Origin of the sequence: Mucilaginibacter sp., from assembly GCF_028288225.1 — a bacterium.
Lineage (GTDB): Bacteria > Bacteroidota > Bacteroidia > Sphingobacteriales > Sphingobacteriaceae > Mucilaginibacter.
The window spans coordinates 135,502-154,773 of record NZ_JAQBOC010000057.1 but is presented as its reverse complement, the minus strand read 5'-3'; the positions used below and the strand labels follow the sequence as shown (position 1 = coordinate 154,773).

The following is a 19,272-nucleotide window of genomic DNA, read 5'->3' as shown; positions in this document are numbered from 1 at the left end:
TCTTATTGTACACCAGATCGACAATATGTTTTCGACCACGAAATACTTCATTTAAAAAAGCAATTAGCAGATCTTTATTAGGTTCGCTGCCAAATATTTTCTTGAAGGCGAAGTCAACTAAAGGATCAATATATTTTCCAGCTACCGGTGGTTTATTATCAGGCATATAGCCAAAGATAAGCCTTTACAAGCACTTGTCGTCAGTCAATTTTTATCTCATAATAATTATGCCGGGTGTGGTTTTAGCAGGTGATCCTATTTTAGTTATCTTATAAATTAGCTTTGCGTAAAAGTACCGGCCAATGGTATTTGTTTGATCATTTTCTACGATGCCCGTGGTTGATAGGTTACGCTGAATCAGGCAATAAAAGAAGGGGATTTATGCGGAGCGGCATGCTGATCTATATTTCCAAACGTTGGACAGCCGCAGCTTTTATGGAAAATGCCGCACGATGAAAGGGCGAGCAGTCCTAACAGCCCCAATAATATAAATTTATTTTTTTTCATGGCTCAATGATTTAACTGTTATAATTATGCTAAATGCTGCCATTAACGCGCCAATTACATCAGCAAACAAATCGTCCCATTCACCGCTTCTCCACGTAAAAACGTATTTCTGCAGTACTTCAATGAGGCCGCCGTAGGCAATAATGATAGCAGTGATCAATAATAGTGCTTTATACGATAAACTACTAAGGGATTGTTGCCTTATGTAGCCTGCGGAGCTAAAAACAATCATCACAAAAAAAAAGCCACAATGCACCAGCTTATCAAAGCCTGGAAAAAACAAAGGTGAATCAGACACATCCCCTAATTTTACACAGCACATTGTTAAAACAAATAAGGCCCACAAAATTGCGGGCCAGTAATATTTAATAGCGATTTTCATTAAGCGCCAACCAATGATTTATAGCTATCGGCTGTTAATAACGCGTCAACAGCTGATGTATCTGATAACGTTATCTTAACCATCCAGCCTTCCCCATATGGATCGGAGTTTACCAACTCGGGCTGCTTATCCAGCGCCGGGTTAACTTCATTAATTGTTCCGGTAACCGGCATAAAAAGATCTGATACGGTTTTAACCGCTTCAACTGTTCCAAAAACTTCGTCTTTGGCAACTTCTTTTCCTAACGAGGTGATATCGATATAAACTATATCGCCTAATTCGCGCTGTGCAAATTCAGTGATACCTATATAAGCTATATCGCCTTCAACTTTTATCCACTCGTGGTCTTTAGTGTATTTTAATCCTGCCGGAAAATCCATAGTTTTTTGATTTTTATGGTTCAAAAATAATAAAACTTTAAGCTAACACAATAAATACCATTTATAAAAATTAATACCGAAGTACTATCTTTATCTTATGCAGGTAAACTAAACCGGGTATATTTTGTTAATAGTATACCTGCCAACACAAATGATTATGAATAAGTTAGCACTTTTAACTACCATTATACCTTTTGTAATTACCCTGCAGGCATGTAAAAGCAACACAACAAATAAGAATGTATCAATAGTAGATAGTGTTACTGTTGTAAAAAATACCAGCGCCAAACTAAATATTGTTGCTGAAAAAGTTGATGTCAGCTTTGTATCTGAAGCAGCAAACTCAGGAGTAGCGGAAGTGGAATTAGGAAGACTTGCCCGGCAAAAGGGCAGTAATAAGCGGGTTAAAAAATTTGGAATGCTTATGATTGCAGAGCACTCCAAAATAAATAATAAAATTAAAGGCCTTGCGTCAGCTAAAAACATTCACCTGGAAATTGTACTTGGTGTTGATAAGCAGAATGAAATTAGCACGTTATCAAAAAAGTCAGGAAACGACTTTGATAAAGCCTATATTAATAATATGATTGATGATTATAAAAAAGATATCTCCACTTTTGAGTCAGCCGCAAAAGATTGTGTTGACCCTGATGTAAAATTATTTGCTGTTAAAACATTGCCCGTGCTGCAAGCGCATTTCGATGCTATAAATGCAATAAATGATAGTATGGAATAGGCAGCGTATAGTTATTTAATAGGCTTAAAGATGCGGTTCCACCTTATTTTATCAAAAAAGGTACCGGTTGAATCAACGCTCATCCAGGTTATCATGGCCTTGCCTACCACATGATCCTCCGGAACGTAACCCCAAAAACGGGAGTCGAGCGAGTTATGGCGGTTATCGCCCATCATCCAGTAATAATTCATTTTAAAGGTGTAGCTGTCAGTTTTTTTGCCATTAATAAGTATGTCTTTGCCGTTCAGTGCCACTTTGTTGTTTTCGTACAGTTCAATTGCCCTGCGGTATAAAATCATGGTCGAGTCATTTAAAGGAATTGTCATTCCGCGTTTTGGCATAACCAGTGGTCCGAAATTATCCTGGTTCCATTTGAATTTTTCATTATGCGGGAAAACAGCTTCATCATAATTACCCGCCTGCTGAACAACCGGGGTAACGCTTTTTATATTGGAGTAACCTTTTAATGTTGCCACATAAGCTTTTGGGATAATCATTTCGAAAGTATTTGCATCTTTTTGACCGCGCACCTCAATGTTCATATCGCTCAATACCTGCGGATTAATATCAGTGCCATTGGTAACTACTTCGTATGATGTTTGCGCTTTTTCGGCATTTGGCGCTGCTTTGCCGTTGATAAATACCTGGCCGTTTACTATAGTAAGCATATCACCCGGTATAGCCTGGCAACGTTTTATCAGGTTTGTCCGGGCATCAACCGGCCTGTCATATGATGCATCGGCTTCTTCCGGTTTATTAAAAACCACAATGTCGCCCTTCTTAATTTCAGCTAAACCGGGCAAACGGAAATAAGGCAGCTTAATGCCATCCCAATAAGTTTTGATATTATATTTTGTAATGGTTGATTCTAAAAAAGGAATAGAAACAGGGGTGAACGGCATCCTTGGGCCATAGCTTATTTTGCTTACAAATAAATAATCACCAGTGAGCAATGAGCCCTCCATTGAGCCTGAGGGGATAGCATAAGCCGAAAATAACAAGCCACGGATAATTGTTGAAGCAATGGCCGCAAATAATATAGCATCAACCCACTCACGTGTTTTTGATTTTTTTGGTTTATTGCCATCGGTTTTCTTTGTAAAAGGGAGCTTCCAGTTCATAACGCAAGTGTTTGTGAGGGTTTTGACTATAAAATGTGACTTTTGTTACAGGATGGACAATTTTTTGTGCCATTCCCTTTATTTACAATAGCTACATTTGCGCTTTAATATGAACTCACTTAAAATAGTTTCTTTACTGCCTGCTGCAACAGAAATAGTTTGTGCTTTAGGGCTCAGACAAAACCTTGTAGGGCGGTCGCACGAATGTGATTTTCCTGTGTCTGTTAAGCAACTGCCAATGTGTTCAGAAGCCAATTTTCCGGACAATTTAGGCAGCGCCGCTATTGATGTTAAGGTAAAAGAGATTCTTGCCGATGCTTTATCAGTTTACACAGTAAACCGCGATGAGGTGAAAAGGCTTGCGCCCGATGTAGTGATCACCCAGGCACAATGCGAGGTTTGTGCCGTATCATTAAAGGAAGTTGAAGAAGCACTTGAAAATTATCTTGACAAAGAGGCTCGCATTATCTCTCTTCAACCTAACAGCCTTGATGAGATCTTTAATGATATTAAAACCCTTGCCACAACATTAAATGTAGCTGATAAAGGCGATATAGTAATAGAAGAATTGCGGGAACGGGTTGATATTATCCGCCATAAATTAAAATTCAGTGAAAGCAAGCCAACGGTTGCCTGTATTGAATGGCTGGAACCGATGATGCTATCGGGTAACTGGGTGCCTGAACTGGTGAGCATTGCAGGGGGAACAAACATACTAACAGAACCGGGCAAGCATTCTCCTTATGTGCAATGGGACGAAATCCGTTTACAGGATCCGGAAGTTATCATCGTAATGCCTTGCGGCTTCTCCATTGAGCGCACTTTAAAGGAAGTAGATATTCTGCTGCAACTCCCCCGCTTTAACGAAATGAAAGCAGTGAAGAACAATCGTGTTTATATTGCCGATGGTAACCAATATTTGAACAGGCCCGGCCCCAGGATAGTTGATTCAATAGAGATCCTTGCTGAAATTATTCATCCAAAGCAATTTATTTTTGGATATGAAGGGGATGGGTGGATAAGGTTCGGGGTGTGAGATAACCATCTGGCATATTTAATTCAACTTGTTGAATTAAATGTTTATCCGTTGATGCGCGTATATTTTACCGATATTTGATTGTTATTAATTACGCTTTGCAGTAAAATAAATTATATATCTATTTAGCAGCAAAATACGTAAAAGATACTATTGAAGATTTAAAACTAATTAATAGTTGATTTAATCTGATTTTTTACTTCCGGTAGAAAAACAGCTGATTTGATTAACTGATAGCTATTGTTGATTTAACCTGAAAAGAAGATTTCCTGGTTATATTTTACTTTTTTAATGCCGGGGAACTCCCTGGTTTATCAGTTTACTTTATTGATTTTTGGAGGGCAGTCGTGATTTGGAAAAAAATCCAATAAATGGAAGACTATGTAAAAAAAGGCCGACCCGAATTAAGGCTTCGGGCCTACAGGGCAATTGATGAGCCTGAAACCTGTGAGTTATTTATTAAAGGACATACAGCTGTTTTGACTAGTATAGGGGTTACAAAGGTTACCTCCTCAAAAAATGGATGGGCAAAAAACCCCGCTGTTTTTGTGATAATTGTAGAATCAATAGATGGGAAAACTTTATATGGAGGTGCAAGAGTACACGTTGCTGGCGGGTCAGAACCATTACCTATTGAGCAAGCTACAGGCACCATGGATGCGCGGATATTTGAGCTTGTCTGGAATTTTTCAAAACATGGTACCGGTGAGATCTGTGGTTTATGGAATTCGCAGGAACTTGCCGGCTATGGTATAGGAACACCATTGCTGATCCGGACGCTTATTGCAATTTCATCACAAATTGGCCTGCAATCGCTTTTTGCGTTATGTGCGCCTTATACAGTAAAGCCTGTTGTAAATTGTGGGATGGTGCTGATAGATAGTATTGGCAACAATGGAACTTTTTATTATCCGAAGATTGACCTTATTGCAACAGCGATGATCTTAAAAGATGTTCCGGATTTAAACCTGGCCGTTGAAGAGGATAAGTTTGCCATATTGCAAATGCGAGCTAATCCTGATAGCTTAAAGATCCATGAATTAAAGAAAAAGGAGATAACCATACATTTTGAACTTGGGATCCCTCATTTGGACAGATGGGACTTATCTCAGGCTATAACGACAGCAGAAAGCAATTTTTTAAAGTCAGAAATTCACGAAGAAAGCATCAGCTTTTCATAAATTTACTTGATCACACTATGGTAAACAAACACTACGATATCAATTATCTGCAAAATTCAAGGCGCTTGCTGGTAAACTTAAAAGAGCATTCTTATAATTTTTTTCGAAGTATAAATAATGGAACTATTATAGACCTTGGATGTGGAGCTGGTAATGACGTTATTGAACTGGCGAAAATAACCGGAAAGGATCTTAAAATAATTGGGGTTGATCATGATCCCGCTATGCTGCAACAGGCAAAAGAAGATTCGAACGAGATCAGCAATGTTGATTTTATATTATCAGAAGCTTACCCCCTCCCATTTGAAGATGAAACAATATCAGGACTAAGAACCGAACGCCTGATTCAGCATCTTAATAATCCTGAAAAAGTTATCAGTGAGATTCACCGGATCTTAAAGAAGGATCACCCTTTGGTAATTATAGAAACGGATTGGAATAGCTTATCTTTCTACACTGAATTTATTGAGACCCAAAAGAAAGTGAATACCTATTTAACCAATGTTAAAGTAAACAATGGTTTTGCTGCCACAAAGCTCATGAGTTATTTGCAGTTGAGTAATTTCAAGGATCTCAAATTTGAAATTCACCCTTTTGTTGTTAATACTTTAAAAGAGGCAAATGAATATTTCTGGATTGAAAAGATGATACAAGAAGCCACAGAAAAAGGCTATATTAAGGAACATGAATACAAGGCTTTTTATAAAGCATTGCAAATAGCCGACGACGAAAACTATTTCGCCTGCTCCATCAATCTTGTACTGGCATCATGCATTAAATAGGTATAACAATATGTGTAAACATTTTTTCAGGTTACTGATTTGTTTTTCTTTCCTGTTATTGAATACCGGTGCAAGCGCTGACGTGATCATCAATGATTCTGAAGGAAGAATTATGATTGGCAAGCAAATTTCGGTATTGCAGAGCAAACAGGAGCTTGCCTTTAAAGACGTGGTATTATCGGCAGGTTTTAAAAAATACGACAAAGATGTTCCTAATCTTGGATTTTCAGCTGTTAGTACCTGGATTAAGTTTACGGTTACAAATCAAACACAAACCCCCGATCTTCTTCTGGATATAGCTTATCCAATACTTGATGAAGTGGAGCTTTTTACACCGGATGCCCAAAATCAATACCGGGGTATTTCAATGGGCGAGATCAGAAATTTTAATACCCGTAAATACAAACACCCCGATTATATTTTTGATCTTAACATTCCCTATAATGCCAGCAAAACCTATTATCTGCGAATTAAAAGCTCAGAACAATTAATATTACCTATTTCAATTAATCAAAAAACTGATCTGTGGCAATTTCTAAGTAAAGAAAACCAGCTATCGGGGATCTTTTTAGGGGCTGTGTTAATTATGTTTTTATATAACCTCTTTATCTTTTTCACAGTTAAAGATAAAAGTTATATATATTATGTTATTTACGTAGCTTCTGTTGGCCTAACCCAAATAGGTATTAAAGGATTTACCTTTCAGTATCTATGGGGAAACTTTCCGTCATTTGAATTAAAGAGTGTAATTCTTTTTGCGTGTTTAGGTGCAATAGCTGCCACACTGTTTACCAGGACATTTCTTTTAACACGGCAAAGAGCCAGGAGATTTGACATAGTTCTTATCATTGTTATAATTCTTCAGGCCATAGCATTCTTAATTACGCTGGCAGGCAACGTGCAAATCGGCTTCCAGCTTATGCAGGTGTCAACTACTTTGTTCGCTTTTAGCATTCTGATAGTATCTGCTATTGTGATGAGAAAGGGGTATCGCCCTGCAAAGTTTGTGTTCTTTTCATGGTCTGTTTTACTTATCGGAGCCATCATTTTTGCGTTGAAAGACAACGGCGTTTTACCATATAATACATTTACAAGCTATTCTATGCAGGGTGCTGCTGTAATAGAAATGGCTTTGCTGTCCTTTGGCTTGGCTGATAGGATAAACATTTTAAAAAGAGAAAAAGCAGAATCACAAGCCGAAGCCCTGAATATCGCCAGGGAAAATGAGCGTATTATAAGGGAACAAAATGTGATACTGGAATTAAAGGTAAATGAACGTACGGTTGAATTAAGCGACTCAAACCTTGAACTGAATAAAACGCTTGACGATTTAAAGCAAACGCAAAGCCAGTTGGTTGAATCGGAAAAAATGGCTTCACTTGGTCAGTTAACTGCGGGGATAGCGCACGAGATCAATAATCCCATAAACTTTGTTACTTCAAACATAAAGCCCTTAAACAGGGATATTGAATTAATACTTGAGGCCCTTACTGTTATTGAAAATGTTGGGATATCCGATTCTTCCCCGGCGGATAAGCAAAAACAAATAAAGGAATATAAAGAAGAATTGGATTTTGATTATTTAACTGTAGAGATCAAACATCTTATAAAAGGAATTAATGAAGGTGCCACCCGCACCGCCGAAATTGTTAAAAGCCTGAAAATTTTCTCGCGCCTGGATGAAGACGACCTGAAAAAGACCGATATTAATGAGGGGCTTGACTCAACCCTGGTTATAGCAAACAATATGCTAAATAATAAAATAAAAGTAATTAAAAAATATGACGATTTGCCAAATGTAGAATGCTATGCAGGGAAGTTAAACCAGGTATTTCTAAATATTATTGCAAATGCAGTTTATGCAGTACATAAAAAATTCGGTGAAAATGAAGGCGGTGAAATAACCGTTCTAACAAGCCATATCGAAAAAAATGTGTTTATAAAGTTTAAGGACAACGGAACGGGGATGGATGCCCAAACACAAAAAAAGGTGTTTGAACCATTTTTTACCACTAAGGATGTGGGCGAAGGCACTGGCCTGGGAATGTCAATTGCATATAATACTATAAAAAAACATAATGGAATAATAAGTGTTGATAGTTTAAAGGGTGAAGGAACCGAGTTTACTTTAAAAATACCCATAAATCAATAAATTTTAAAAAACTGTTAAAACATGTATTTTAAATAATATATGCTTTAATACCATTTAGTAGAGATAACCGGCAGCAAGCAATCATTTATTCAATATAAATCATTTCCTGCGTCCGGCATTGTGCCTTATATTTGATTATAAATTAAAACAAAGGCTTATCATAAAGCTACCTAAACTGAACACCGTGGCTGAAAAAATAAAAGTTTTGTATGTGGATGATGAGCCGGAGAACCTGGTAGGTTTTAAGGCATCATTAAGGCTTGATTATCAAATTTTAACCGCAGTAAATATACCCAATGCCATAAGTTACCTGGATAACGATCCTGAAATCAGGATTATTTTTTGCGACCAGCGAATGCCGGGTAAAACCGGGGTAGATTTTTTTGAAGAAATCAGGATTACCCATCCTCTTCCTGTACGTATTATGCTCACAGCTTATACTGATGTTGAGTCGATAATTGATGCTATAAATAAAGGGCACATATTCAGGTATGTAAAAAAGCCATGGATAGAAGCTGATATCATCTGGGCTATAGACGAGGCCAATAAATTTTACATGGCCAATTCAATGCTTGCAATTAAAAATGAAGAGTTACAAAAAGCCTATAATGAACTAAATAAGTTTGCTTATAGTGTTAGTCACGATATCAGGGGGCCTTTATCAGGGATCTTAGGAGCAATTAATCTTGCAAGGGATATAGATGATATTGAAGAGATGAAAGAGATGCTGTTTTTAATGGAGAAATCAGTGACAAAACTGAATACTTATGTTTTGAGCATGCATGATTATTATAGCTTACAGAGAGGGGAGTTAAAAATAACAGAAATTGATTTTTGGGAAATTATTAATGAACTGAAATCCATATATACTGTAAATTCAAAAATAAATGACGTAGCGTTTAAAGTGAATGTTAAGCAGAACGAAGTTTTTTTCAGCGATAAGGCCCCGTTAAGGCTCATTTTAAATAACCTGTTATCAAACGCATTTAAATACCAGGATAAAAACAATGAAAATAAATCTGTTGAGGTGGATATTGAGGTAAAGGAAGGCAAGGCAGTAATTTATGTAAAAGATACCGGAATAGGTATTTTAGCAAGCCATCTTGGGGAAATATTCAATCTTTTTTTTCGCTCAAATTCCCTGGAAGTAGGGTCTGGTTTCGGATTATATAACGTGAAAAGTGCATTAGTAAAATTAAACGGTCAAATTGAAGTCGACTCTGTTTTGCACCAGGGAACAACTTTTAAAGTAACAATTCCATCTACCTGATGATAAAAGAATTTTCATTTATAATTATTGACGATAGTGAGCTTGATTGCTTTGTCACAAAAAAATTCCTGGAGCGTACTAATAAAAACTTTAGTATTGAAACTTTTCATAATGCAGAACAGGCGCTGGAAGGAATTAGTGAAAGCCAGAATGAGGATGGTAAACTTCCCACTATAATTTTGCTTGATTTACAAATGCCGCGCATGAATGGCTTTAAGTTTGTTGAAGAGTTTGAAAAGCTTTCGCCTGAAATTCAAAAGAATTACATAATTATTATACTAACTGTATTATCACCTGCAAGGGATCCTAATAACTTACACAAGATATTTACTTATAAAAAAATAAATAGTATTGTGGAAAAACCCCTTACAAATGAAAAACTAATTTCTTTACTCGGCGAGGTAAGATCAGACAGCAATAAATAAATGGTTAGGAAAGCAGCTTTTGTCTTAACAAAAACTCTAATTGCTCATTAGATACTTCCAGCTTTTCGTTTGTTTCTTTTAGCTGGGCCCTTTCAAGATACTTTGCATAAGCCGATTGTATAGTTAAATCCAACTCTTCTTCATTCCATGGTTTGGTGAGGTAATGAAAAATTTTCCCCTTATTAACTGCATCCACTACTGCTTCCATATCAGCATAACCTGTCAAAAGAACCCGCATCGGCTCAGGATGCTTTTCTAATACTTTTTCTAAAAATTCAACGCCTGTCATTTCTGGCATCCGCTGATCAGTAATAATAATATGCACCAAATTTTTTTCTAAAATTTCTAAAGCCCTATCGCCGCTAAGCGCAGTAAGTACATTGTATTTTATCCGGAAGGTAGCCTTGAATGAAAATAAATTATTTTCTTCATCATCTACGTAAAGTATAGTTATTTTATTTGACGACATATTATTTAACTTTAATTGTAACCATGTATTACTAAACTATAATAGTTTCATAACCTAAATATCCTGATTGTTTTGATAAGTTAGTTGTACAGGTATAGGCTGCAAGAAATACCAGCCACCAGCCATTTAGTAAAAGCTATTATTGCTTTCTTAATCCCTTTTATTCTCCATTATCATCTGTTTCCTTAATCTCATCATCTTTCTTCGCCTTGCCTAAACGGATCTTCGGGTTTGCCTGTGTGCCGGTTATGGTCATCGGGATACCGAAAATCCCAAACGGAGGCAGGCCAAGCCTGAACTGCAGGTTAAGCACATTATCAAAGCTTACCTGCCCCGAAAATTTTAGCCGGAAACCAGCCATGCGCATTTTAGTTTGTTTTATGGTGATGATATTGTTAGCTATAGTTGTTTCTATATTAACTTTTGAAACATCGCCGCTATCAATTTTATGATCGGTTTTATTACTCACCGCGCCAAAAAGCTTAAAGCCATGTACCTGAACTTTCTTAACAGACAGCACCCCGCCGCCCTTTAACGATGGATAAACCGGCTGCATATTGCTGTTGAGCCTGCCGCTTAGTTTATAATCAAGTGATACCTGGCCCTCTGCGCCTTTTGCTGAAGAGGCCATATCATGGAATAGTTTGATCTCATTATATGCCCTTTTTATATCAAATTCCTTAGCGCTGATGTGGTAATCAAATATAGCCTTTTTTGTGTTCAGGCTGCTGTAGGTCGCATCCATAGTTACCGGGGCATCAATTATAGTAAATCCGGTTTGTTTTAAAACGATATTACCGTTAGTAACGGCCATTTGTCCTTTGGCGTCCTTTATTACCATCCCATTATATTTTACCTTCTTTACATCGGCTGAAAAGTTCAGATCTAGCGTTTTAGGTACCATTATAACACCCGACGCAGCCGAACCGGGGTGGCCGCTTTGCGTAGGAGAGGTACTGGCAAAAGCCATAAAATCATCTGCCACAATATTGGGGCTGCCAAAATTTAAATCGCCTTTAAGTGTGGCTCCCGGCTTGGTTGCATATTCAATTACATTTGAAAGTGCACCGTTTAATGTAATTACCGATTTGCCATAGGTGGCTTTAAAAGCATCAAACAGCATCTTATCCTGCTTAAAACTAAACTTGCCGTTATTGATTAAAAATGGTTTCGGGAAAAGATCAGAGGTAAGTGTAAGATCTTTAACCTCCATTGTGCCGGAGTTATTGAGCTTTGCATAATTCCCGGCCGCCGCATCGCTTTGTTTGCCTTTTAATGAGAGGCGGGTTTTTATCTGCCCTTTTACATTGTAACCTTTAATGGCAAATACCTGGTAGATACTGCCAACGTCCAAAGTACCTGACGAGGCGATTTTATAATCAATATTATCGAAATTTTTCAGATCGGCGTTAAATGCAAATGGCTTACCCTCAAACACAAACGAAACCGGTTTTATCTTAACATTAATTCCTGCCAATGAACCGCTACTATTGGTGATATTTGTATTTACCTGTATGTTTTGAATAGGGTGAGGGTAGTATTTTGTTTGTATCGACCCGTTTTGCAGCACAATATTCACATTGGTAACCGGAAAGATCTTTTTAGCCGGCAAATACTTCCCTTTAGTTTGCAGATCAGCCGCCAGGTTGCCTGCAAGTGATACGCCAAGGCTATCAATAGGATATACCTTCTTAATATCAGCCAAATCAAATTTAGCCTGTAAACCGGCATTCATCGGGAAGCCGGGTTCGGCGTTCATTTTAAAGTGACCCTTAATAAAGTTTTCAAGTACGTTAGCGTTTAAATTATCTATCTCAAAACTGGTATGCTGATAACTATTATCAGGGCATGCGGCGTTCATATTAAAGCTGATATTTTTAACCGCCTCAGGCAAGCTTGCATATTTAATATACCCGTTGTTGAAAGTTGATTTAACACTAAATTTTGGGATGCTGGTAATAACAGTATCAATTTTTGGATGGATCCCTTTTGTGCGCTTAATGCCCGTAGCATATTTGCCCTGTGCGAGTAAATGCAAAGAATACTGGCCTTTCAGGCTTACTGTTTTTATACCAAAGGTTTTGTTCCATTTTTCAAGGTCAAGCTCAGTATTTAGTTTAGCATATATTAAAGGTGCCTTAGTGCCTTTAATTCTGACGACAGAATTTAAATAATCTTTACCCATATTAAAGTGCAGCGAATCTAAATTAACCTGCAAACTATCCGGATCAAGGCCAGGGAGTTCGGTGTTAAAATCCATGTACAGGTTGCTAACCGGCGATGGCGATTTTCGATTATTTATGTAGCCGTTACGGATCTTAATATTTAAGCTAAGGCTGGGCAGTGTGCTATCGGCAGCATTGTATAAACCTGCCAGTTTAAGTTTTATATTACCGGTGCCTTTTACATCGGTTTTTTCCAGCCATTTTAAATACTCAGGTGGTAAAGCCGTTACAATGTCGTGCAGGTCACTGTCGTCCGAACTTACATTAAAATCCATGCTGTAACCATTTTTTAAAAATGCAAATTTTCCTATAAAATTAACCGGTAATTTATTGAGCATCAGGTTATTTTTCTGGAAAAAGAATGCCAGCGACCTGGTGTTTATTTTGGTGATCAGATCGGCATTTAGCTTTTTTGAAAGCACGTAAGGCACATCAAAATAATAAAAATCAACCGATTCCATTTCGGTATGGGTGTATAGATCAAACACGTCTTTAGTCAAATCGCCCTTACCTGTGTAGTTAAACCCCCGGGCAACAAATTTCATAGGCAGCGAGCGGTCGTTGTAAACTAACCGGCTGTTTTCAATCAAAATTTGGTTAATACCTAATGATGCACTGCTGGTATCAGCGGGTGACGATTCTTTTGCATTTTTGCCCTTATATACATTGTAATTTACATGGCCGGCGCTGTCTGATTGGATATTAATAAAAGCGTTGGTCAGGAATATTTTGTTTATGGTAAGCTTTTTTTGAAACAGGGTACTCAAATCAATACCAAACGAAACTTCTTTGGCAGCAACCAGCGTGTCTTTTTGAAATGGGGCGCTTCCCTTAAGATCAAGGTCATACAAGGTAAGCGTCAAATTTGGGAAATGCTTAAAGAAAGACAGGCCTGTTTTTGAAAATTCCAATTGCCCGTTGATACTGCCATTGGCCCATTGCTTTATTTTATTACTAACCGTTTGCGGAAATAGATAAGGCAATGCAAATAAAAGTACAACAAGGCTCCCAATGATTACACCAGTTATTTTTAAAGATTTGAATATGTTTTTTTTGATGGATGGGCTCATAAATTTTATTTGTGACCGGCAAAAATCAGGTTGACCAAATCTTGACTTTTTAAATTTAATACAGCTAAAATAAGGAAACAAACTGCAACCCCGGCGCTAATTTTAAATATTAACATTGGGTTAAAGTTAAAAGCAATAAGAAATTTTTACCAATACTGTAATATGAAGAGCTATCGATTAAATATTACGCATGTATAGTTATATGTATATCATATGTGCATTAGCATGTATAATTATACAATAATATTTACACATGCATAAATAGCGGGTAAAACATTGTTTTTTACAATATGTAAATTGGTATTTTTATATAATATTTTAGTCCTTTTGATAAATTATTTAAATAATTAATTATCATGGCAGAACTTAAAAAAAGCCCGGAAAACAGCCTTTTTGACAAAAACACGCCAATAGGTTTTAAAGACAAAAGTACCCCAATAGGATTTACAGAAAACCCCATGGAGATTAACGCTGTAGAAGATCCTGAGGTACCTGGTTCTGATGAAAGCTCACCGGAACAAGCGGCAGAATAAGTAAAAACTTACGCGGTTTTATTAGCCCATTCTTGCGGGCAACAATTATTCAACTTAATCAAAGCATCTCACCAAAAAAATGATTTGCATTCACCTTTTTTGGCTTCTTGCAACTAATTTATATGGGTCAGCCTATACGGTTAATTCTTTGAGACTGCATTTTGGGCAGCCTTATAATGATACTTTGAAGGTGAAGACGTTAGTAAACAAAAGCAAACGTATTCAGTCATTGAGGCCGGATAGTGCCTTAATATATGCGCAGCAAGGATTGGATGAATCAAGAGTTATTGGTTACAGCAAAGGAGAGGGAGATTGTTTGAACCGGCTAGGTGTTGTGTTGATGCAAAATGGAAAATATGACAGGGCGCTTTCCTATTTCCTTACCTCATTAAAAATAAGAGAAAAAATTAATGACCAGTCAGGTGTTTCAGCAAGTCTGAATAACATTGGTATCATTTACTCAAATCAAAATGATAATAAAAAAGCATTGGCATACCATTTTAAGGCTAAACAAATTGCAGAATCAATTCATGATAAAAAAAGCTTAAGCGCCATACTTTCAAATATTGGCAATTGTTACATCAAACTCAACAAGATAGATTCGGCATTGAATTTCGAAATGCAGGCATATGCCATACAGCATACAATAAAGGATAATACCACGTTACAAATTACCTTATCAATTTTAGGTGATATTAATTATAAAATGGGGCATCAGACGCTTGCTCTTGATTATTATAGGCTGAGCGTACAGTATGCCATAAAAAACAGTGATAAGAGCGGGCTGGCAGATACTTATAACAGCATTGCTAAATTTTATAAAAGCGCAGGGCAGGTTGATTCAAGTATATTTTATGCCGGTCGCGCCCTTGATGCAGCTAAAAGAAGCCAATACCCTGAAGGTGTTTTTAATGCCAGCGACTTGCTAACCCAACTTTATGCCGGTATAAATGAGCATTTTGAACTAACATATCTTAAAACCTCCATGGCTGCAAAAGACAGTATGTTTAACGCGGAAAAAATAAAGCAGATACAAACATTAAGTTTTAATGAAGCTGCCCGGCAGCAGGAGATTAAAGAGGAGAAGAAACGGGAGGCAGATGAAAGGAGCATTAACCTGCAATTAATTGCTATAGCAATATTTATTCCCATGTTTTTTTTATTGTTAATGCTGTTAAGCAAAAGCCACACGCATCCAAAGGTAATTGAGTTTATGGGTGTTGTTTCGCTTTTATTGGTTTTTGAATTTATTACATTGTTTATTCATCCTTTTATTCAAATGATCAGCAATCACCTGCCCGTACTTGAATTAGTTATCCTGGTCGCATTAGCTGCAATATTGGTCCCAATGCATCATAGGTTAACTCACTGGTTAAAAGAAAAGCTTGTTCATTCAAACCCTCATATCCAGGAAAAAAATAAGGCGGTCAAGCCGGCAGAAAAGAAAATGGTTGCAAAAAGGCCCCATTGAATCAATTTTCAATAAGACCTTTTTGTAACCGGGCGTAAATTGCCTATAGCTCAGCAATATTATTAGTGTTGCCCATATTAAAATTTTCGGTTTTAATTAGGTGCAATACATTTAAAGTGGCAGTGCTTAAAAAAGATGACTGGGTATACTGCAGGCTGCCTTCTGTAATATCACCGGTAAGGCTGGCCTTAGCGGTGTCATTTAAAGAGATGCTGGCTGCAAAAGCATCAATATTTAGATAGGCTGACGCATTATTAAATAGCTTGACATTCAGATCGATAGCCGAAAGCTTGCCAAATGATTTTACTACGGCATTATCAAATACGCTTAACTTTTGAAGTTGGTTAGCGGTAACCCATACTGTAAGTTTTTGAGCACTGTACGATGAAATGCGCAACACTCCTTTGTTATCTTGTATCAATGCATTATCTGAGTAGTATTTGTTATAAACCTTTACCTGGTCGGTGGTTCCGGTTGATACGTAAAGCTCAACGTTGCCGTATATTTCAATTTCGTTGATATTGCTTAAATCTGTTAAAATAGTGCTTTCTTCGGTGTTGCGGGCGATAGCGTAAGTTGACTGGCTGAAACCAAATATGGTCGCAAACAGGATGGCGATGGTTAAAATTGATGTTTTCATTTTCTTATTATTTAAGTAGTTGATTTATGTTTGTTGTTTTCAATGTTCAAAGCAACGATCATTTCAGTGTTCAAAAAAACAGAATAGACCATAGACTAAAGGAAATAGACAAATGCCTGAAATTAATCGCCTGGAGGTATCGGACTGATCTATAGGGTGATTTAAATGGCTTTATCATGCAGGAAAGCAGGTTTATCGGTATTTTATCCCTGCTGGTCGGTTGTTGTTATCTGATAAAAAGTTTTACCTACTTTTTACACTTTTTAAAATATTTTAAAAAGGCTGCAAATTTTCATAAATCACTTATATTTACTACCTCATTTATAACCTAATAATTATTCTATGCGTTATTTTCTTGTTATTCTTATGGCAGTTTTTTCATTAAACCTGGCTGCTAAACCTGCTGATGAACCAAAGTTTAATACTCATGATTTAAGTATAACCTGGGAAGCCCTGCAAAATAATTATCAAAATAAGTCACAGGCGTTAAATGCCATAACCATTACCAATAATGGCAAAGCAACATTTCCTGCCACCGGGTGGAAAATGTATTTTAACTCCGCCCGTTTAATTGCTGCGCAAACCGTTACCGGCAATGCCACCATCAAATTTATAAACGGCGATCTTTTTAGCCTAACCCCAACAGCCACTTTTCCTGATTTAAAACCGGGGCAATCAGTTCGGATAGAGCTTGTTGATGAAGACCCGGTAATTACCGTTACCGATGGCCCTGAAGGTTTTTACGTAGTTTGGGATAATCAACCGGATAAGGGATACAATACGGGTGCCTTTACAATTAAACCATTTAAGCCTAATTATCCGGGGTTGATAACTCCATCCATAATTTATGATCGGAATAAAAATATAACTGATATACCGGAGCAGCAGCTAACGAAAGTGTTTCCCACGCCGGTGAGTTATAAAGAAACGGGCGGGAGCTTCGTTTTATCAGCCGGGGTGCACTTTGAGGCTGATACAAAATTTCAAAATGAACTTACATTATTAAGGGAGGCAATTACTCCGCTCACCGGTGCGAAGACTGCGGCATCATCAAATAGTATAAATATTAAATTTAAAGATGGTTTAAATGCTGAGGGATATGAACTGAATGTTGAAGCAGGTTCTATTACCATTAATGCATCAACACGTGCTGGTGCTTTCTACGGCATTCAATCCTTAAAAACGCTAATTCCTCCTTCAGCATATGCTCGCCCGCAAAAACAGATTCAAATCCCATGTGTTGAAGTAAAAGACGAGCCACGCTTTGGTTATCGTGCTTTTATGCTTGATGTTGGCCGTAACTTTCAGCCTAAAAAAGAAATTTTCAGGGTGCTTGATATTTTGGCGTTGTACAAAATAAACGTATTCCGCATGCATTTAACCGAGGATGAAGGCTGGCGTTTGGAAATGCCATCATTACCGGAGTTAACCGAAGTTGGCGCAAAACGAGGGCATACTTTAGATAGCAAACATTTTTTACCACCATCGCATGGCTCAGGCGGCGAAATTGATAATAAAACCGGCACAGGCTTTTACACCAGGGCTGATTATATTGAGATCCTGAGATATGCCGGCAAGCTGCATATTATGGTCATCCCCGAAATTGAAGCCCCAGGTCATGCGCGTGCTGCCATTAAATCAATGAATGCCCGTTATGACCGCTTAATAGCAGAAGGTAAAAAAGCCGAAGCTGAAAAATATTTACTTTATGATCCGAATGATAAATCGGAATACAGCACAGCGCAATACTGGACTGATAATGTGATTGATGTTTCGCTGCCATCAACCTATAACTTTGTTGAAACTGTTATAGGCGATATTGTAAGCATGTACAAAGATGCCGGCGTTCCCTTAAAAACAATACATTTTGGGGGCGACGAGGTACCCGCCCATGTTTGGGAAAAATCTCCGGCGTACTTAGCCTTAAAAACTACACATCCCGAAATTAAAAGCACTGCCGACTTGTGGTATTATTTTTATGGCAGGGTAAACCAGCTGGTGAAAGCAAAAGGGCTTTACCTATCGGGATGGGAAGAAATGGCATTGCGTAAAACAGTGCTTGATGGTACCCCGGTTTATGTACCCAACCCTGATTTTATGCCCGAGCATTTGCAGGCTGAAGTTTGGAACAATACACTGGGTGGCGGTAACGAAGATTTGGCCTATAGGTTGGCAAACGCAGGCTACAAAACTGTGCTTACCTGCGTTACCAACTTCTACTTTGATATGGCCCACTATAAATCATTTGATGAGCCAGGTTATTACTGGGGCGCATTCTCTGATATTGATAAGCCTTTCTCTTTTATCCCTTATGATTATTTTAAAAACTCAAAGGTGGACAGGGACGGCCTGCCGCTAAACCGGAATATTTTTATAGGCAAGCAACGCCTTACTGACTATGGCAAAAGCAATATTTTAGGCTTGCAAAGCGCTGTTTGGGGCGAGAATATAAAAAGTACCGAACGCCTTGAATACATGCTATTACCAAGGGTATTGGGTTTTGCCGAGCGCGCCTGGAGCCAGGATCCCGCCTGGGCAACCGAAAAAGATGTCGCAAAAAGTGATTCCCTTTACCAAAAAGATTGGGTAAATTTTTTAAATGTATTAGGAAAAAGGGAATTACCCCGTTTAAGCTATTACAACGGCGGCTATAATTACCGTTTACCAAAACCGGGTGTTGCTTTACAAGATGGTAAGTATGTTGCAAATATTCAGTTCCCGGGTTTAATCATCCGCTATACAACAAACGGTAAAGATCCTGATACAAAAAGCGCACTATATAACGATGTTGTTACAATAGATAAAAGCACTGTGAAATTTAAAGCATTTGATACTAAAGGCCGTGGGGGCAACGTTTCAGAATCTGTTACTCCCTAACAAAAACGTAACATG

General features: G+C 37.7%; 18 protein-coding genes. 10 read left to right on the top strand and 8 right to left on the bottom strand.

Annotated features, from left to right (window positions below; genetic code table 11):
- The 4 genes from JWQ54_RS17730 to gcvH form a co-directional block, all read right to left on the bottom strand.
- On the bottom strand, positions 1–166 hold a 166-nt coding region (locus tag JWQ54_RS17730; protein ID WP_299587427.1), incomplete at its 3' end, for a PD-(D/E)XK nuclease family transposase.
- Between the two features lie 191 nt (positions 167–357).
- Entirely contained in the window at positions 358–507 is a 150-nt protein-coding gene (locus tag JWQ54_RS17725; protein ID WP_299587419.1) for a hypothetical protein, read from the bottom strand.
- A complete protein-coding gene (locus JWQ54_RS17720) occupies positions 494–889 on the bottom strand; it encodes a VanZ family protein (RefSeq protein WP_299587416.1) in 396 nt (131 codons plus the stop codon). Before JWQ54_RS17720 ends, JWQ54_RS17725 begins: the two co-directional genes overlap by 14 nt.
- Positions 889–1,269, bottom strand: coding sequence for a glycine cleavage system protein GcvH (gene gcvH, locus JWQ54_RS17715; protein WP_299587413.1), 381 nt, complete (start codon positions 1,267–1,269; stop codon positions 889–891). Before gcvH ends, JWQ54_RS17720 begins: the two co-directional genes overlap by 1 nt.
- Positions 1,270–1,426: 157 nt before the next feature.
- On the opposite strand from gcvH, the gene JWQ54_RS17710 reads away from it, so the two are divergent.
- Positions 1,427–2,005, top strand: a complete 579-nt coding sequence (locus tag JWQ54_RS17710) for a DUF4142 domain-containing protein (protein ID WP_299587410.1) — start codon at positions 1,427–1,429, stop codon at positions 2,003–2,005.
- Between the two features lie 11 nt (positions 2,006–2,016).
- Here the strand turns inward: JWQ54_RS17710 and lepB are convergent, their stop codons facing one another.
- Complete coding sequence (lepB, locus tag JWQ54_RS17705; protein ID WP_299587408.1) at positions 2,017–3,126, bottom strand: signal peptidase I; 1,110 nt, start codon at positions 3,124–3,126, stop codon at positions 2,017–2,019.
- Positions 3,127–3,235: 109 nt separating this feature from the next.
- On the opposite strand from lepB, the gene JWQ54_RS17700 reads away from it, so the two are divergent.
- The 6 genes from JWQ54_RS17700 to JWQ54_RS17675 all read left to right on the top strand — a co-directional run bounded on the left by JWQ54_RS17700 (position 3,236) and on the right by JWQ54_RS17675 (position 9,972).
- Positions 3,236–4,162, top strand: coding sequence for a cobalamin-binding protein (locus tag JWQ54_RS17700; protein WP_299587406.1), 927 nt, complete (start codon positions 3,236–3,238; stop codon positions 4,160–4,162).
- Between the two features lie 371 nt (positions 4,163–4,533).
- The gene (locus JWQ54_RS17695; protein WP_299587404.1) at positions 4,534–5,343 is read left to right on the top strand and encodes a hypothetical protein; all 810 of its coding nucleotides are present in this window, start codon (positions 4,534–4,536) and stop codon (positions 5,341–5,343) included.
- 17 nt (positions 5,344–5,360) lie between these two features.
- Positions 5,361–6,125: a methyltransferase domain-containing protein gene (locus JWQ54_RS17690; RefSeq protein WP_299587402.1), complete on the top strand. Its 765-nt coding sequence runs from the start codon at positions 5,361–5,363 to the stop codon at positions 6,123–6,125.
- 10 nt (positions 6,126–6,135) lie between these two features.
- On the top strand, positions 6,136–8,277 hold the full coding sequence (locus tag JWQ54_RS17685; RefSeq protein ID WP_299587400.1) for a 7TM diverse intracellular signaling domain-containing protein: 2,142 nt from the start codon (positions 6,136–6,138) through the stop codon (positions 8,275–8,277).
- 184 nt (positions 8,278–8,461) lie between these two features.
- Positions 8,462–9,547, top strand: a complete 1,086-nt coding sequence (locus JWQ54_RS17680) for a hybrid sensor histidine kinase/response regulator (RefSeq protein WP_299587397.1) — start codon at positions 8,462–8,464, stop codon at positions 9,545–9,547.
- Positions 9,547–9,972: a response regulator gene (locus tag JWQ54_RS17675; RefSeq protein WP_299587395.1), complete on the top strand. Its 426-nt coding sequence runs from the start codon at positions 9,547–9,549 to the stop codon at positions 9,970–9,972. The genes JWQ54_RS17680 and JWQ54_RS17675 overlap by 1 nt, the downstream gene beginning before the upstream one ends.
- Before the next feature lie 4 nt (positions 9,973–9,976).
- Here JWQ54_RS17675 and JWQ54_RS17670 read toward each other — a convergent pair whose 3' ends face one another.
- Both JWQ54_RS17670 and JWQ54_RS17665 read right to left on the bottom strand, forming a co-directional pair.
- Entirely contained in the window at positions 9,977–10,441 is a 465-nt protein-coding gene (locus tag JWQ54_RS17670) for a response regulator (RefSeq protein WP_299587392.1), read from the bottom strand.
- A 160-nt stretch (positions 10,442–10,601) separates the two neighbouring features.
- Entirely contained in the window at positions 10,602–13,736 is a 3,135-nt protein-coding gene (locus JWQ54_RS17665) for an AsmA-like C-terminal region-containing protein (protein ID WP_299587389.1), read from the bottom strand.
- Positions 13,737–14,092: 356 nt separating this feature from the next.
- On the opposite strand from JWQ54_RS17665, the gene JWQ54_RS17660 reads away from it, so the two are divergent.
- Entirely contained in the window at positions 14,093–14,269 is a 177-nt protein-coding gene (locus JWQ54_RS17660; protein ID WP_299587387.1) for a hypothetical protein, read from the top strand.
- Positions 14,270–14,459: 190 nt separating this feature from the next.
- Positions 14,460–15,740, top strand: a complete 1,281-nt coding sequence (locus tag JWQ54_RS17655; protein ID WP_299587385.1) for a tetratricopeptide repeat protein — start codon at positions 14,460–14,462, stop codon at positions 15,738–15,740.
- A 43-nt stretch (positions 15,741–15,783) separates the two neighbouring features.
- Here JWQ54_RS17655 and JWQ54_RS17650 read toward each other — a convergent pair whose 3' ends face one another.
- Positions 15,784–16,380, bottom strand: coding sequence for a DUF2807 domain-containing protein (locus JWQ54_RS17650; protein ID WP_299587382.1), 597 nt, complete (start codon positions 16,378–16,380; stop codon positions 15,784–15,786).
- Positions 16,381–16,722: 342 nt separating this feature from the next.
- On the opposite strand from JWQ54_RS17650, the gene JWQ54_RS17645 reads away from it, so the two are divergent.
- Positions 16,723–19,257 (top strand): family 20 glycosylhydrolase, encoded by a 2,535-nt coding sequence (locus JWQ54_RS17645; protein ID WP_299587380.1) that lies wholly within the window; start codon positions 16,723–16,725, stop codon positions 19,255–19,257.
- Positions 19,258–19,272 lie beyond the last annotated feature (15 nt).

What these genes read in the sequence shown, in the direction of transcription:
- JWQ54_RS17725 (WP_299587419.1), bottom strand. Translation starts at nt 507, where the DNA reads ATGAAAAAAAATAAATTTATATTATTGGGGCTGTTAGGACTGCTCGCC.
- JWQ54_RS17720 (WP_299587416.1), bottom strand. Translation starts at nt 889, where the DNA reads ATGAAAATCGCTATTAAATATTACTGGCCCGCAATTTTGTGGGCCTTA.
- gcvH (WP_299587413.1), bottom strand. Translation starts at nt 1,269, where the DNA reads ATGGATTTTCCGGCAGGATTAAAATACACTAAAGACCACGAGTGGATA.
- JWQ54_RS17710 (WP_299587410.1), top strand. Translation starts at nt 1,427, where the DNA reads ATGAATAAGTTAGCACTTTTAACTACCATTATACCTTTTGTAATTACC.
- lepB (WP_299587408.1), bottom strand. Translation starts at nt 3,126, where the DNA reads ATGAACTGGAAGCTCCCTTTTACAAAGAAAACCGATGGCAATAAACCA.
- JWQ54_RS17700 (WP_299587406.1), top strand. Translation starts at nt 3,236, where the DNA reads ATGAACTCACTTAAAATAGTTTCTTTACTGCCTGCTGCAACAGAAATA.
- JWQ54_RS17695 (WP_299587404.1), top strand. Translation starts at nt 4,534, where the DNA reads ATGGAAGACTATGTAAAAAAAGGCCGACCCGAATTAAGGCTTCGGGCC.
- JWQ54_RS17690 (WP_299587402.1), top strand. Translation starts at nt 5,361, where the DNA reads ATGGTAAACAAACACTACGATATCAATTATCTGCAAAATTCAAGGCGC.
- JWQ54_RS17685 (WP_299587400.1), top strand. Translation starts at nt 6,136, where the DNA reads ATGTGTAAACATTTTTTCAGGTTACTGATTTGTTTTTCTTTCCTGTTA.
- JWQ54_RS17675 (WP_299587395.1), top strand. Translation starts at nt 9,547, where the DNA reads ATGATAAAAGAATTTTCATTTATAATTATTGACGATAGTGAGCTTGAT.
- JWQ54_RS17670 (WP_299587392.1), bottom strand. Translation starts at nt 10,441, where the DNA reads ATGTCGTCAAATAAAATAACTATACTTTACGTAGATGATGAAGAAAAT.
- JWQ54_RS17665 (WP_299587389.1), bottom strand. Translation starts at nt 13,736, where the DNA reads ATGAGCCCATCCATCAAAAAAAACATATTCAAATCTTTAAAAATAACT.
- JWQ54_RS17660 (WP_299587387.1), top strand. Translation starts at nt 14,093, where the DNA reads ATGGCAGAACTTAAAAAAAGCCCGGAAAACAGCCTTTTTGACAAAAAC.
- JWQ54_RS17650 (WP_299587382.1), bottom strand. Translation starts at nt 16,380, where the DNA reads ATGAAAACATCAATTTTAACCATCGCCATCCTGTTTGCGACCATATTT.
- JWQ54_RS17645 (WP_299587380.1), top strand. Translation starts at nt 16,723, where the DNA reads ATGCGTTATTTTCTTGTTATTCTTATGGCAGTTTTTTCATTAAACCTG.